The sequence below is a fragment of the Halobacillus sp. SY10 genome (assembly GCF_045401165.1).
GTDB lineage: Bacteria > Bacillota > Bacilli > Bacillales > Halobacillaceae > Halobacillus > Halobacillus aidingensis.
Genome location: NZ_CP174345.1, coordinates 16,341 through 29,732, shown reverse-complemented (window position 1 = coordinate 29,732; position 13,392 = coordinate 16,341). Strand labels below are relative to the sequence as shown.

14 protein-coding genes and 2 tRNA genes are annotated in these 13,392 nt (G+C 43.7%); 6 read left to right on the top strand and 10 right to left on the bottom strand.

The window, feature by feature from the left end:
• Positions 1-49: 49 nt before the first annotated feature.
• Positions 50-1,759, bottom strand: coding sequence for an acetate--CoA ligase (gene acsA, locus ACJA3J_RS00145; protein ID WP_089650766.1), 1,710 nt, complete (start codon positions 1,757-1,759; stop codon positions 50-52).
• Positions 1,760-2,127: 368 nt separating this feature from the next.
• Between acsA and queF the strand changes: the two genes are divergently transcribed.
• On the top strand, positions 2,128-2,622 hold the full coding sequence (gene queF, locus ACJA3J_RS00140; RefSeq protein ID WP_089650765.1) for a preQ(1) synthase: 495 nt from the start codon (positions 2,128-2,130) through the stop codon (positions 2,620-2,622).
• Positions 2,623-2,660: 38 nt separating this feature from the next.
• Here queF and aldA read toward each other — a convergent pair whose 3' ends face one another.
• The 4 genes from aldA to ACJA3J_RS00120 form a co-directional block, all read right to left on the bottom strand.
• Positions 2,661-4,112: an aldehyde dehydrogenase gene (gene aldA / locus ACJA3J_RS00135; RefSeq protein ID WP_089650764.1), complete on the bottom strand. Its 1,452-nt coding sequence runs from the start codon at positions 4,110-4,112 to the stop codon at positions 2,661-2,663.
• A 687-nt stretch (positions 4,113-4,799) separates the two neighbouring features.
• On the bottom strand, positions 4,800-5,051 hold the full coding sequence (locus tag ACJA3J_RS00130) for a hypothetical protein (RefSeq protein ID WP_115822960.1): 252 nt from the start codon (positions 5,049-5,051) through the stop codon (positions 4,800-4,802).
• A 108-nt stretch (positions 5,052-5,159) separates the two neighbouring features.
• The gene (locus ACJA3J_RS00125; protein WP_089650761.1) at positions 5,160-5,270 is read right to left on the bottom strand and encodes a YjcZ family sporulation protein; all 111 of its coding nucleotides are present in this window, start codon (positions 5,268-5,270) and stop codon (positions 5,160-5,162) included.
• A gap of 104 nt (positions 5,271-5,374) precedes the next feature.
• Positions 5,375-6,031, bottom strand: coding sequence for a M50 family metallopeptidase (locus tag ACJA3J_RS00120; RefSeq protein WP_406945242.1), 657 nt, complete (start codon positions 6,029-6,031; stop codon positions 5,375-5,377).
• 95 nt (positions 6,032-6,126) lie between these two features.
• Between ACJA3J_RS00120 and modA the strand changes: the two genes are divergently transcribed.
• A complete protein-coding gene (gene modA, locus ACJA3J_RS00115) occupies positions 6,127-6,912 on the top strand; it encodes a molybdate ABC transporter substrate-binding protein (RefSeq protein WP_406945241.1) in 786 nt (261 codons plus the stop codon).
• Complete coding sequence (modB, locus tag ACJA3J_RS00110) at positions 6,909-7,583, top strand: molybdate ABC transporter permease subunit (RefSeq protein ID WP_406945240.1); 675 nt, start codon at positions 6,909-6,911, stop codon at positions 7,581-7,583. The genes modA and modB overlap by 4 nt, the downstream gene beginning before the upstream one ends.
• A 32-nt stretch (positions 7,584-7,615) precedes the next feature.
• Here modB and ACJA3J_RS00105 read toward each other — a convergent pair.
• Positions 7,616-7,688, bottom strand: a tRNA-Arg gene (locus tag ACJA3J_RS00105).
• Between the two features lie 196 nt (positions 7,689-7,884).
• Between ACJA3J_RS00105 and ACJA3J_RS00100 the strand changes: the two genes are divergently transcribed.
• Positions 7,885-8,526, top strand: a complete 642-nt coding sequence (locus ACJA3J_RS00100) for a deoxynucleoside kinase (RefSeq protein WP_089650757.1) — start codon at positions 7,885-7,887, stop codon at positions 8,524-8,526.
• Positions 8,523-9,206 (top strand): deoxynucleoside kinase, encoded by a 684-nt coding sequence (locus ACJA3J_RS00095; RefSeq protein ID WP_089650756.1) that lies wholly within the window; start codon positions 8,523-8,525, stop codon positions 9,204-9,206. The genes ACJA3J_RS00100 and ACJA3J_RS00095 overlap by 4 nt, the downstream gene beginning before the upstream one ends.
• 26 nt (positions 9,207-9,232) lie before the next feature.
• Here ACJA3J_RS00095 and ACJA3J_RS00090 read toward each other — a convergent pair whose 3' ends face one another.
• Together ACJA3J_RS00090 and ACJA3J_RS00085 are read right to left on the bottom strand one after the other, a co-directional pair.
• Entirely contained in the window at positions 9,233-9,697 is a 465-nt protein-coding gene (locus ACJA3J_RS00090; protein WP_089650755.1) for an NUDIX hydrolase, read from the bottom strand.
• A gap of 76 nt (positions 9,698-9,773) precedes the next feature.
• Positions 9,774-10,982 (bottom strand): MFS transporter, encoded by a 1,209-nt coding sequence (locus ACJA3J_RS00085; RefSeq protein ID WP_406945239.1) that lies wholly within the window; start codon positions 10,980-10,982, stop codon positions 9,774-9,776.
• A 277-nt stretch (positions 10,983-11,259) separates the two neighbouring features.
• On the opposite strand from ACJA3J_RS00085, the gene ACJA3J_RS00080 reads away from it, so the two are divergent.
• Positions 11,260-11,604 carry a helix-turn-helix domain-containing protein gene (locus ACJA3J_RS00080; protein ID WP_089650753.1) on the top strand — a complete coding sequence of 115 codons (345 nt, stop codon included), beginning with the start codon at positions 11,260-11,262 and terminating at the stop codon, positions 11,602-11,604.
• A gap of 162 nt (positions 11,605-11,766) precedes the next feature.
• Here ACJA3J_RS00080 and ACJA3J_RS00075 read toward each other — a convergent pair.
• Positions 11,767-11,859, bottom strand: a tRNA-Ser gene (locus tag ACJA3J_RS00075).
• Positions 11,860-12,103: 244 nt separating this feature from the next.
• Entirely contained in the window at positions 12,104-13,378 is a 1,275-nt protein-coding gene (serS, locus tag ACJA3J_RS00070) for a serine--tRNA ligase (protein ID WP_089650752.1), read from the bottom strand.
• Positions 13,379-13,392: the final 14 nt, after the last annotated feature.

Here is a 13,392-nt window from a genome sequence, read left to right as displayed (position 1 = left end):
AACCAAAAAAAGAAAAGCACAACCCTAAAGCGGGCTGTGCTTTCGTCTATTACTCTTCGAGAGTAGAAGTATCGCCAGTCGGTAATCCAAGCTCCCAGGACTTCAGGAGACGTCTCATAATTTTACCACTACGTGTTTTAGGAATCGTGTCCTTAATTTCGATTTCCCTTGGAGCTGCGTGAGCGCTCAACCCTTTTTTAACGAACTGACGGATGTCCTCGAGCAGTTCATCGGATTGTTCATGTCCTTCTCTGAGGGTGATGAACGCTTTAATGATTTCCCCACGTTCAGGGTCCGGTTTACCGATGACTCCCGCTTCCGCTACCGCTTCGTGTTCGATCAGCTTACTCTCCACTTCAAATGGTCCCACACGTTCACCGGAAGTGTTGATGACATCATCAAGACGGCCCTGGAACCAGAAATAACCATCTTCGTCTTGGTAAGCACTATCGCCGGAAACGTACCAGCCATTCAAGAAATAGCTCTCATATTTCCCTGGGTTCTTCCATACCGCACGCATCATGGACGGCCATCCCTGTTTGATCGCAAGGTTCCCCATTTGATTGGCAGGGAGTTCATTCCCTTCATTATCGACAATGGCCGCTTCGATGCCAGGGAACGGTTTACCCATGGAGCCAGGACGCATATCCATCGCTGGGTAGTTACAAATCAACATACCCCCTGTTTCCGTCATCCACCATGTATCGTGGATACGTAAGTCAAAGGCTGAAAGCCCCCATGTTACAACTTCAGGGTTCAATGGCTCTCCTACACTCAACACGTGGCGAAGGGAAGATAGGTCATGCTTTTTCGCCACTTCCTCCCCAGCGCTCAACAGTTTACGGAAAGCAGTCGGAGCGGAATACCAGACGGAAACATTTTTCTCGGCAATCGTTCCATACCAATCATCAGGACTGAATCGTCCACCTCGAATGACGTTTGTCACCCCGTTTAACCATGGAGCAAAGATACCGTAACTTGTGCCTGTTACCCAACCTGGGTCTGCTGTACACCAGTACACATCATCCTCTTTAAGGTCCAAAACCCATTTACCTGTCTGGTAATGTTGAAGCATAGCATTATGGACGTGATAAACTCCTTTCGGCTTGCCTGTTGAACCAGACGTATAGTGAAGGAGCATGCCGTCTTCAAGATCCACCCACTCGATTTCAAATTCATGCGAAGCTTTCTCCATTTCTTCTTCATAAGAAATGTAGTTACCCGGTGCATCACCGCCTACAAGCACGACTTGCTTCAAGTTCGGAAGCTCATCTGCAGGTACACGCTCAAGCAATTCAGGCGTCGTAATGAGCATCGTCGCTTCACTGTCCTCCAAGCGATCTCGTACGGCTTGTTCCATGAATGCCTCAAAAAGAGGACCAGCAATCGCTCCTACCTTAAGAATACCAAGGAAGGTTGCATAAAACTCAGGACTTCTCGGCATGAAAAGAAAGACACGATCGCCCTTTTCTATATTGTGTTTTTTAAGTACATTCGCGAATTGATTACTTTTCAGCTTCAAATCTTCAAAAGTAAGGGTCTCTTCTCTATCCGGTGCAGAGTAGATCAGAGCTGCCTGATCTTTCTTATCAGGATTTTCTGCATGGCGGTCGACAGCTTCATATGCAATGTTTACTTTGCCTGTCTCGTTCCATGAGAACTGTTTCTTCACTTCTTCCCACTGGAAACTCTCATACGCTTCTTTGTAGTTTTCCATGTTGTGATTGCCTGATCGAGCTGGAATTGGTTTCATGTCCATATTCATCATCACCTCATAAGAATGTTTTGTAAACGTTTTCCCTTTGTGGCTGAAGAAAGCTCTGATCCTTTCAGAGCCACGAACTGCATACTTTTCTGAAAATTTTATGAATTACTTCTATTGTAGGGGATTTCTATTCATATTTAAAGTGTTATCTCCAAAGATTTACAGAATTAGGACAAGGGAACGAGGTAAATTGACAGCATTCTCCTCTGTTTATATAATGAAACAAGCATGAAAGCTTCATAGAAGAGGTTTCTTAGCCCACCCCTCTATAAAAAACTAAGGACCACGTCTTATGATAAGCCGCAGCCCTTAGCCGCTGCGGCTTTTTTTATTGAAAATACATTCAAAAAGGAGCATGACCCATGCCAGGACGCAACGATCAAGACCTTGATTTATCTCTCCTTGGTAACCAAGGAAATTCCTATTCTTTCGAGTATGACCCGGATGTCCTCGAAACGTTTGATAACCAACACCCGAACCGTGACTATTTCGTAAAGTTCAATTGTCCGGAATTCACAACCCTTTGCCCAAAGACACGCCAACCTGATTTTGCAACGATCTACATCAGCTACATTCCGGACGTTAAGATGGTGGAAAGTAAATCACTTAAACTCTATCTATTCAGCTTCCGGAACCACGGCGATTTTCATGAAGACAGTGTGAATACGATTATGAACGATTTGATCGACTTGATGGATCCCCGTTACATCGAAGTTTGGGGCAAGTTCACCCCTCGTGGGGGGATTTCTATTGATCCTTACTGCAATTACGGGAAACCTGGCACAAAGTTTGAACAAATGGCGGACCATCGCTTGATGAATCACGACCTTTACCCCGAAAAAATCGATAACCGATAAAAAAAGAGCTGCGACAAGTATCGCAGCTCTTTTGCTTCTTATTTTTTATCATCTTTATATTGCATATAAACAACTTGTGTGACAAGGAAATCTTCCATTCCGTGTTTTCCGTCCGCTCCACCAAGTCCTGACTTTCTCATTCCTGCATGATAGCCCTGAACAGCTTCGAAGTTCTCACGATTAACGAATGTTTCACCGAACTTCAGTTCATTCACGACACGCATCGCTTCATTCATGTCATCGGTATAAACAGAAGAGGATAATCCATAATCTGTATCATTACCTTTTTCAATCGCCTCATCCAATGTTTTGAATGTCGTCACAGGAATCACAGGACCGAAAATCTCTTCCTGCATAATCTGCATATCATGGTCTACATTTGTGAGAATCGTCGGCTTATAAAAATACCCTTTGTCTAAGTCGCCTCGTTCTCCACCAATTTCAACCTTCGCCCCTGAATCAATCGCTTCTTTTACCATGCTCTCCACTTCTTCAAGACGATCTTTACTTACGAGAGGACCGACATCGGCTTCCTTATTTTCACGGGGGTCTCCCATAGTCAGTGATTCAAATTTATGGCGTAATTTAGCTAGAAGCTCATCCGCCACACTTTCATGAACATAGACACGCTCAGCGTTCGTACAGGCTTGTCCGTTGTTAGCGAGACGGGAAGTCGTAATGCTTTCAGCTGCAACATCAAGGTCAGCATTAGCGGTGACAATGGCAGGCGCTTTACCTCCAAGCTCTAAGTTCACTTTCGTAATATTTTGCGCCGCCGCTTCCATCACTTTTGTACCTGCTGGCACACTTCCTGTCATGGTTACCATGTGTACGTTCGGGTGAGAGGCAAGCCTGTTTCCTATTTCTGAACCTGTACCAGTTACCACGTTATACACACCTTTTGGAATTTCGTCCATCGAATCAATGATTTTTGTAAATTCCATCGCTGTATTCGGTGTTTGCTGACTTGGTTTCAATACTAATGTATTACCTGTCACAAGTGCTGTGGCTACTTTGCGGGCTAAAATGAACACAGGGAAGTTCCAAGGAACGATACCAGCGACTACCCCGATTGGCTTTTTATAAATGAAGATGTTCTCATTCTTACGATCACTTGGTACAATTTCTCCTTCAATTCTACGTGCCCACTCGGACATATAACGGAAGTAATCGATCGCAAGGTCCACTTCTCCACTGGCAAGCTCATAATCTTTCCCTTGCTCTTCTTGTAATAGATCAATAAAAGTGGCTCGGTTTTCTTCTATTCGGTCACCAAGCTTCCTTACGATTTTTCCGCGTTCAATATTAGGTGTAAGCTCCCACCCTTTTTGAGCTTCAAATGCTGCTTTCACCGCACGATTCACATCGTCTTCGGTACCTTTAGGTATTTGAGAAACGACCTCCTCGGTCGCCGGGTTCAGGATATCAATCCATTCTGATCCGTTTGACTCTGTATATTCTCCGTTAATGTAAAGTTTATGTTGTTGCATGCAAAATGACCTCCTGTTGGGATTTACCATTTTCATTCCCCTTGTGATTCAAAATAAACAAACCAGTATTCAACAATATGGCAGGATTCTTGAAGACTCAGTTTCGAGATGTTTTTTGAGTGGATGGGGCTGCGGGGAATGACTCGCTTTCCGCGGGAGCGCGGTGAGCCTCCTCGAGCTTCGCTCTGTGGGGTCTCACCAAGCACTTTTTTCCCGCAGGAGTCTCCCCATTCCCCTCCGCCCCTTTGCCATGGAAGATTCTCGAAACCACTTCTGGAAAAATCAGCTTGTATGATTGAGGGAAGTGGATAATATCCCCCCCTCCACAGCTAGTATTCACAACGTAAAAACTTGATACAGAGCGCTTTATGCATGCTTAGGAGAGAAGGGTGGGAGAAACTCCTTCTCGGTATAGGGGTTCGTTTCTCCCTTATATGGAATGGGGTTGTTGGGAAGCTGCGAGACTCCCGTGGGAGAAGGAGATAGGCGAGATCCCGCAAGGCAATAGCCTGAGGAAGCTCGGCGCTCCCCCACAGGAAAGCGAGTAGCTTCCCAACAACCCCTGACTCCAAATACGGCAAACGAACCCCGGTTATCTTGAAACTGAGTCTTCCAGAAAAGGGAGCTTATCTGTAATTGGTATATTTTAATTTGGGCATTAAAAAAAGCCCTGTGAGGACAGGACTTTTACCATTCGAGGATGAAACCTTTGATTTTCTTGCCATCTCCAGACTCTGATTGCTGCTCTGCTTCGAAATAAGGATCCTCTTCCTTAAAGTGATAAGAAATACTTTCAGGCTTGAGATAAAGCTTGTACTCTAAATCCGTTACCTTTGGCAGGGAAATGTCGGCAACTGTTGATTGGTCGCCCTCTTCATCAATAAGAAGAATATCAATGTGGTCATACCCATGTGCAATTAAGTGTTCTTTTAAATCCATAAACGACTCCTCCGTCCAATTATTCTAGTTTCATGATACCCTTTTCCAAACTTCGAGAAACGTTTGATTTTATGTATCAGCGGGAAAAGATTCCCGCCTTCTTATTTATTAGTATCCATAACCGTATCCACGGCCACCCATATAAGATGCACCGATGATGATCAAAAGGATGAACAAAACAACCAATAGCGCGAAACCGCCACCGTATCCTCCGCTCATTCCATTCCCCCCTCTCTTACTTACTTTACTACCTTATTCAGGAGGACTTAAGAAGGCAGGGCATGAGCGGATTTTATTCTTTTTTCTTCTTTTTATTCACACCGTCAGAAAGGAAAGACACGCTTAATGGAAAGGAGAGCAAAGTATAAGGCCTGAACGAAAAAGGCCAATCCCCATAAAGGGGCGGGGATGAATGCCGTCGCTTTTGCCAAGTTTGCTGCGTCACCGGCTTGTCCTGGAGATACAAAGCTGATCCACATCACCTCAAACGCACTGGTCACAGACTCAACAAGTACGAGTGAAGCTAGAAACAATAAGACATATTGGACGACTTGTTCATGACCGGTTCTCAAAAGCCATAGAAACCCTGCTCCAAAGGTGAGGATCCAGAATAGTCCATACACATTCCTCACCCAGAATAGGAGATTGATCGCAAGGAACGCCATTAAAATATAAATCATCCATTTATATTGACCACGACTGATTAGGAAAAAGAAGACGAAGGCGAAGAAAGAAGCAAATACATAGCCGGCCATGCTTGTTAATACTTGCCCGATCCAAGATGTATGTCCGGTCAAAGCAAAACCGGATGTGTTGGGAAACAGGGAGATTCTCCTTACTTCTCCCCCTGTAATCAGCGCCATCAGGGAATGACCACTCTCATGGATCATTGTGTTCAAGATAGCGAAGTATTTCCCTACGACAGGGAGTTGTGTGAGCAGTAAAGCAAGGATAAGAGTTGAAAAAACCTGTAATTTCATAGAGAGCACTCCTTTCTTCGTGACCTTTTAATCGCTTTCGACTTACATATGACGTATCTTTAGAATAGAACCAATGGGAACAAAGGAGAATCGACATGCGAAAGTTGATATGGATATGGAGTTCGATGATCTTACTATTTTTATGCAGTTGTGCTTCTCCATCGGATTCAAGTGAAACGAGTATAAGAATTGCGGCTGCTGCAAGTTTGAAAGATGTGATGGAAGAGCTAACCCCTCTTTTTGAGGAACAATACAATATAGAAATAAAAACCATATACGGAGGCTCAGGTAAACTGGCAAGACAGATCGAACAAGGAGCTCCTGTAGATGTATTCTTGTCTGCGGATCTTCGTTGGATCGAACTTCTCAAGGAGCAGAACCTTGTCGAAAAGGATACGTACATAGAATATGCCACCAACCGGATTGTCCTTATTGGTGATGATTCCACGAGTCACTTGGATACCATCCAGGAACTGAATCTTAAGGAAAACGAACAGCTTGCTGTTGGCAATCCAGAGAGCGTGCCTGCTGGTACTTATACGAAACAAGCATTGGAAAGGATTCAACTTTGGAGCAGGTTAGAAGATCAGATGGTATTCGGAAGCGATGTTAGACAAGTCCTTGCATATGTTGAATCTGGTCAGGTGGACTATGGCTTTGTCTATGCCAGTGATGCCATGATTTCAGACAAGGTAATCACTCTTACAAAAGTTGACCATAACCTCCATGATTCGATTGTCTATCCAGGAATCGTGATTTCAAAAAGCCGGTCTAAGGAACAAGGGCAGAAATTTCTCACCTTTTTAACCAGTGATCCAGCGACAGAAATTTACAATGCTTATGGATTCAATCCTATGAGAGGTGGAAAGATAGAACAATGAACGTCGAACCTCTTCTTTTGTCTCTGAAAGTAGCAGGGATCGCTACTTTCATCGTATTTATAATCGGAATCATCAGCGCACGAATCATTTCCAGAAAATTATTTCCCGGGAAAAGTATCTTAGAATCGATTCTTTTACTCCCTCTCGTCCTTCCTCCGACAGTAATCGGATTTGGCCTGCTTTATTTATTTGGCAAAAACGGCTGGATCGGACAATGGCTCATGGACTGGTTCGGTTTTCAAGTGGTTTTTTCCTGGACTGGGGCAGTCATTGCGTCTGCCGTCGTCTCATTTCCTCTTATGTATCAGAGTGCATCGGCAGCTTTTCAAAATTATGATCAAAACCTGGAGAATGCAGCTTTGACGATGGGGGCTTCGAAAATAAAGGTATTCTTCACCATATCACTTCCGTTAGCTTGGCCCGGATTGCTGGCGGGGCTAGTCATGACTTTCGCTCGTTCTCTTGGCGAGTTCGGGGCTACATTAATGATTGCAGGCTATATCCCTGGTGAAACAGACACCATTCCTCTAGCCATCTACTTTGCTGTCGAATCAGGTCGAATGGAAGAAGCACTCATGTGGGTGATTGTCATTCTCTGCCTCGGATTCAGTGCGGTATTATGGCTCAACACGTGGAGCCGAAGGAAAATCATTTTTGTAAGAAAAGCATAAAAAAAGCTGAAGCTCCAATCAGCTTCAGCCAGCGCCCCCGGCAGGATTCGAACCTGCGGCACACGGTTTAGGAAACCGATGCTCTATCCCCTGAGCTACGGGGGCGTATGAACGTACGAGTAATATTATACAAAATAAACCAAAGATTGAAAAGCAAATGCACCTTAAAAATATCGCTCGGATGTTACTTCCAACGTATGTATGTGATAAAATATTATTTGTCTGTCTAAAAGTATCGTATTTTTTAAGTGAGTGATGAACACTCACGTTTTTTTTAATTGAGTTTGAAGGAGGAAAAGAGATGGGAGATTTACCTTTCATATCCGTTGAAGGGCCCATTGGGGTTGGGAAAACGTCTCTGTCTAAAAAGCTCGCCTCCCAGTTTGATTTTCATTTGCTGAAGGAAATCGTTGAGGAGAACCCATTTTTAGGCAAGTTTTACGACAATATTGAAGAATGGAGCTTCCAAACGGAGATGTTCTTCTTGTGCAATCGTTTCAAGCAGCTCGAAGACATCGACCGCAAATATTTGCAATCGGGGAAGCCGGTGGTCGCCGATTACCATATATCGAAGAATATGATTTTCGCACGACGTACGTTAAGAGAAGATCAATTTGACAAGTATGCGCAGATTTTTGATATATTGACACACGATATGCCTAAACCGAATATGGTCGTCTATTTACATGCGAGTTTAGATACACTGCTCGAACGCATCCGCATGCGTAATCGTGATGTAGAGGCAAATATTCAACCCTCTTATCTTGAACAACTCTCTCAAGACTACGAAGACTTCATGAGACATTTTGAAGCCACTCATCCAGAGATTCCTGTGATCCGTTTGAACGGGGATCATATAGACTTCGTAAAACATCAAGACGATTTAAATTATATTGTTGATCAAGTAGAGCAGCATTTAAATAAAGGAGAAGTTATCAAATGAATGCACGTGAACGCTATGGAATTCCACATGACAGCGTCATAACGATTGCAGGTACGGTCGGTGTCGGCAAGTCAACGATGACCAATGCTCTCGCTGATGCCCTCAACTTTCGTACCTCTTTTGAAAAAGTCGACACAAATCCTTATCTCGACAAATTCTATCAGGATTTTGAACGCTGGAGCTTCCATTTACAGATTTACTTCTTGGCGGAACGCTTCAAAGAACAAAAGAAGATTTTTGAATATGGCGGTGGTTTCATCCAGGACCGCTCCATTTATGAAGATACCGGCATTTTTGCACGGATGCACTACGAAAAAGGGACGATGTCCGCAACCGATTATGAAACGTACCGGAACCTGTTTGATGCGATGGTGATGACACCATACTTCCCTCATCCTGATCTTTTAATTTATTTAGAAGGTTCGTTTGATGACATCCTTTCCCGCATCAAAGAACGTGGACGTCCGATGGAACAAGAAACACCAATTGAATATTGGGAAGAGATGTTTACGCGTTATGACAATTGGATTGATAATTTCAATTCGTGCCCTGTCCTGCGCCTCAATATTGCCGACTACGACGTATTGAATGACAAAACAAGCATCGAACCCGTTCTTGAAAAAATCGGTCACTTCATCCAACAATCACGTAAATGGCGCTCCAGTCATTTATTAACGTAATAACAAGCGAAAAAACTCCTGAACGCTTAGCTGGCGTCAGGAGTTTTTTGTATATAATCCTCTATCATCATCCGGTGACTGCCAATCATTTTCTCAGGTAAATCATGAAACTCGAAAAACTTCACCTGCACAGTTTCTTCGGGATCAAAAACATAGTCCCCACTAAAATGACTGGTGAAATAAGCCGTTGTCACCACGTAAAACTCATCTCCATTCGGAGCTCGACTGAACTGATCCTCTCCAGAGTAAACATTCAATAATTGTAAGTCCTCGATTTCTAATCCAGTCTCTTCGAAAGCTTCACGCTTCGCGACTTGTTCGGTGCTTTCTCCAAGCTCCATCAAACCCCCCGGCAATCCCCATACACCTTCAGGAGATGTTCGTTCCTGCAGCAATATACGTCCCTCTTCATCAAGGATCATCACAACAGATCCAACTAATATAATGGGCCGATGACCGATGATTGCACGTAAGTCCTCGACATAACCCATGCCATCCCTCCTTTCTCTCCCATACTATTATAACAAGAGAAAAGGACCCCTTTGAAAAAGGAGTCCTTCTCGGAGATTATCTTTCCATCGTATTCAGCAGCTTTGTTAAGATAACAGCGCCACCCACCATCACTACACCGATCCATGGTGTGTGAACAAGACCAATCGTATCAACGATCACACCACCAACAGTAGATCCAATAGCGATTCCCACATTGAATGCGGCGATATTCAAAGCGGAAGCTACATTGACCGCAGATGGAACATATTTCTCAGCTAATTGAACGACCAAAATCTGCAAAGCAGGTACGTTCATGAAAGCAAATAATCCCATAAAAAACAATACAACCAAACTCAACACTTTAAATGGAATAACGAAGGCCAAAAGGAGCAATACGATTGCCTGCAACACAAACATCCAAAACAGCGCTTTGATCGGCCTTTTATTGGAAACTTTCCCGCCAATCGTATTTCCGATCGCCACCGCAACTCCATAAATGAGCAGGATGACACTGACATATTTCGGATTGAAACCTGTCACTTCTTCTAGTAAAGGAGCAAGATACGTGAATGCCACAAACGTCCCGCCATATCCTAGTCCTGTAATGGCGAAGGATAGCAGAATTCTTCTTTCTGTTAAAATTTTTAATTGATCACGAAAACTTGCCGGTGGTGCTTCTTCCAGGTTTTTCGGGACAAGCAAAGCACTTGCGATGATGCCGATCACGCCGAGCAGGGCTACACCTGCAAATGTCGCCCTCCAACCAAAGGTTTGTCCAATGAAAGTTCCTAGAGGCACACCGGTCACTGTTGCAACCGTCAATCCCGTAAACATAAAGGCAATGGCACTTGCCCGTTTATGTTCAGGGACTAAACTTGCAGCAATGGTCGAACCGATCGAAAAGAAAATTCCGTGAGAAAAAGCGGTGATGATCCTCGCTATTAACAGCAGCGTAAAACTTGTCGAAACGGAAGCCACCAAATTACCAAGAATGAAAACAACCATTAGAGCCAACAATAAACTTTTCCGACTCATCTTATTTGTGAGAGCCGTCAAAACAGGTGCTCCCACAGCAACACCGACCGCATAACCGGATATTAATAGACCCGCAAGCGTAATGGATATTGAAAGGTCATCAGCCATCGTTGATAACAAACCTACGGGTACGAATTCTGTCGTTCCTATTCCGAACGCACTAATGGCAAGAGCTAATAAAGCAAACGGAAAACTTTTTGATTTATGGTCAAGAGATATTTCCTGGGTATTTTCTACGTGTGAACTCATCATTTTCCTCCTAACAAAAATAGATAAGAATGAATACTGAAATCTATATCTCCAGGGCGCCTCTGGATGACAAATCTTATTATGAGGGCGAATCGAATACTTGAGAAGTACGCACTTCTATGTGCTATAGGCACCTGGGAGTAACTATTGTATAAAATAGGCATTGAGGAAAGCTGTTCGTGCGAAATCTTTTTAACTTAACTATCTTTCGTGTATAGTGAATCAACGGATATACATGCTAAAAAGAAACTTAGAGGATCCAGAGGAGGTAAATCTCATGCCCAAATATAATATTCCGGTTGAAGCCGCACTTGAAGTGATCGGGGGCAAGTGGAAGGTCGTCATCCTTTGTCATTTGATCGAAAATAAACGACGGACAAGTGAACTGAAACGGTTAATGCCAGGAATTACACAGAAAATGTTGACCCAGCAGCTGAGAGAATTGGAAAGGGATGGAGTCATTAAGCGAATCGTCTATAACCAAGTACCACCTAAAGTGGAGTATGAATTGACGGAATACGGATGGACATTAAAAGGGGCATTAGACATGCTGTGTGCCTGGGGGGAGCAGCATATTGAAAAGACCTATCCCAATAAAGGAGAGGTATTATTGGATTCCTAAAAAAAGTATAAAAAATAGCCCTCACCGATCCTGTCGCGTGAGGGCTTTTCTTTGTTTTCATTCTACGAAAGTAAAGAAAACAAAATAAAAAATCGTTACACGAAGTAACGATTTCTGTTCTATAAAATCTCCAATATTTATGCGCTATTGTTGATAATAATATGGCGGAGGAGGAGGGATTCGAACCCCCGCGGGGCGTAAACCCCCTGGCGGTTTTCAAGACCGCTCCCTTCAGCCGGACTTGGGTACTCCTCCGTGTGACCGACAATGAATATAATATCATGGTTGTCCGAATCCGTCAACAAAATCCTTTAATTTTTTTAAAAAGAAGTTGTTGTCGAACAATCACGAAAAAATGTCACCTCGTAATTATACAAATTCCCTTCAACAGAGTCAAGAGCGACCCTAAAGCTTTGTCTCCAAAAAACGAAATCAAAAAAAACGTCTGGAATCATCAATAGGATCCAGACGTTCTTCCTTTTTTCTCTATTTGTTTTAGTTACTTGATGACTTCTTTTCCGCCCATGTATGGACGAAGAACTTCTGGTACGATGACCGTCCCGTCTTCCTGCTGGTAATTTTCAAGAATGGCTGCAACGGTACGACCGATGGCCAGGCCAGAACCATTCAACGTGTGTACAAATTCAGGCTTTCCTTTTTCTTCTCTACGGAAGCGGATGCCTGCACGGCGCGCCTGGAAATCTTCGAAATTAGAGCAAGAGCTGATTTCACGGTAGGTCTCCTGGCTCGGGATCCACACTTCAATGTCGTATTTCTTCGCTGCTGTAAATCCTAGATCTCCAGTGCACATGCTCATCACACGATAAGGAAGTTTCAACAGCTGAAGGACTTTTTCTGCATGTCCGGTCAGTTCTTCCAGAACATCATAAGACTCTTCCGGCTTTGCCAGCTGGACAAGCTCGACTTTATTGAATTGGTGCTGACGGATCAATCCTCTTGTATCACGACCGGCAGACCCTGCTTCAGAACGGAAATTCGTGCTGAAGGCTACGAACTTTTGTGGAAGGTCTTCAACAGATAGAATTTCTTCTCTGTGGAAGTTCGTTACAGGTACCTCAGCTGTTGGTACAAGGAAATAATCCCAGTCTTCAATTTTAAAAGCGTCTTCTTCGAATTTCGGTAATTGACCTGTTCCTGTCATCGCTGTGCGGTTAACCATTTGTGGTGGCAGCATTTCCTGATAGCCGTGTTCATCTGCATGCAGGTCCATCATGAAATTAAGTAACGCACGCTCTAAACGAGCACCTAGTCCTTTGTAGAAAACGAAGCGGCTTCCAGTAACCTTGGACGCTCTTTCGAAATCAAGGATGCCTAAATCTGTCGCTACATCCCAGTGAGGTTTAGCTTCGAAACCAAATGTCGGAATCTCTCCGTCTTTTCGTGCTTCGATATTGTCTTCTTCATCCCCACCGACAGGTACACTTTCGTGAGGGATGTTCGGGATAGATAATAGAAGTGTTTCGAGTTTCTCTTCTACTTCTTTCAGCTCTGTATCAAGCGTTTTTATGCGATCGCCGACTTCACGCATTTCTTTAATTTTATCATCCGCGTCTTCCTTCGCTTTTTTCAGCTGGGAGATTTCCTTGGAAACTTCATTACGCTTTGCTTTCAATTCTTCCGTTTCCTGAATCAGCTCACGGCGCTTGCTATCCAAATCGCCGAAGGCATCCAAGTCAGAAAGGTCTTCTCCCCGGTTTTGCAGTTTTCCTTTTACTTCATCAAAGTTCTGGCGTAAGTATTTCATGTCCAACATGTTTACTTCCTCCT

What these genes read in the sequence shown, in the direction of transcription:
- ACJA3J_RS00120 (WP_406945242.1), bottom strand. Translation starts at nt 6,031, where the DNA reads ATGAAATTACAGGTTTTTTCAACTCTTATCCTTGCTTTACTGCTCACA.
- ACJA3J_RS00095 (WP_089650756.1), top strand. Translation starts at nt 8,523, where the DNA reads ATGAATGCACGTGAACGCTATGGAATTCCACATGACAGCGTCATAACG.
- ACJA3J_RS00085 (WP_406945239.1), bottom strand. Translation starts at nt 10,982, where the DNA reads ATGAGTTCACACGTAGAAAATACCCAGGAAATATCTCTTGACCATAAA.
- acsA (WP_089650766.1), bottom strand. Translation starts at nt 1,759, where the DNA reads ATGGACATGAAACCAATTCCAGCTCGATCAGGCAATCACAACATGGAA.
- serS (WP_089650752.1), bottom strand. Translation starts at nt 13,378, where the DNA reads ATGTTGGACATGAAATACTTACGCCAGAACTTTGATGAAGTAAAAGGA.
- aldA (WP_089650764.1), bottom strand. Translation starts at nt 4,112, where the DNA reads ATGCAACAACATAAACTTTACATTAACGGAGAATATACAGAGTCAAAC.
- ACJA3J_RS00080 (WP_089650753.1), top strand. Translation starts at nt 11,260, where the DNA reads ATGCCCAAATATAATATTCCGGTTGAAGCCGCACTTGAAGTGATCGGG.
- ACJA3J_RS00130 (WP_115822960.1), bottom strand. Translation starts at nt 5,051, where the DNA reads ATGGATTTAAAAGAACACTTAATTGCACATGGGTATGACCACATTGAT.
- modB (WP_406945240.1), top strand. Translation starts at nt 6,909, where the DNA reads ATGAACGTCGAACCTCTTCTTTTGTCTCTGAAAGTAGCAGGGATCGCT.
- modA (WP_406945241.1), top strand. Translation starts at nt 6,127, where the DNA reads ATGCGAAAGTTGATATGGATATGGAGTTCGATGATCTTACTATTTTTA.
- queF (WP_089650765.1), top strand. Translation starts at nt 2,128, where the DNA reads ATGCCAGGACGCAACGATCAAGACCTTGATTTATCTCTCCTTGGTAAC.
- ACJA3J_RS00100 (WP_089650757.1), top strand. Translation starts at nt 7,885, where the DNA reads ATGGGAGATTTACCTTTCATATCCGTTGAAGGGCCCATTGGGGTTGGG.
- ACJA3J_RS00090 (WP_089650755.1), bottom strand. Translation starts at nt 9,697, where the DNA reads ATGGGTTATGTCGAGGACTTACGTGCAATCATCGGTCATCGGCCCATT.
- ACJA3J_RS00125 (WP_089650761.1), bottom strand. Translation starts at nt 5,270, where the DNA reads ATGAGCGGAGGATACGGTGGCGGTTTCGCGCTATTGGTTGTTTTGTTC.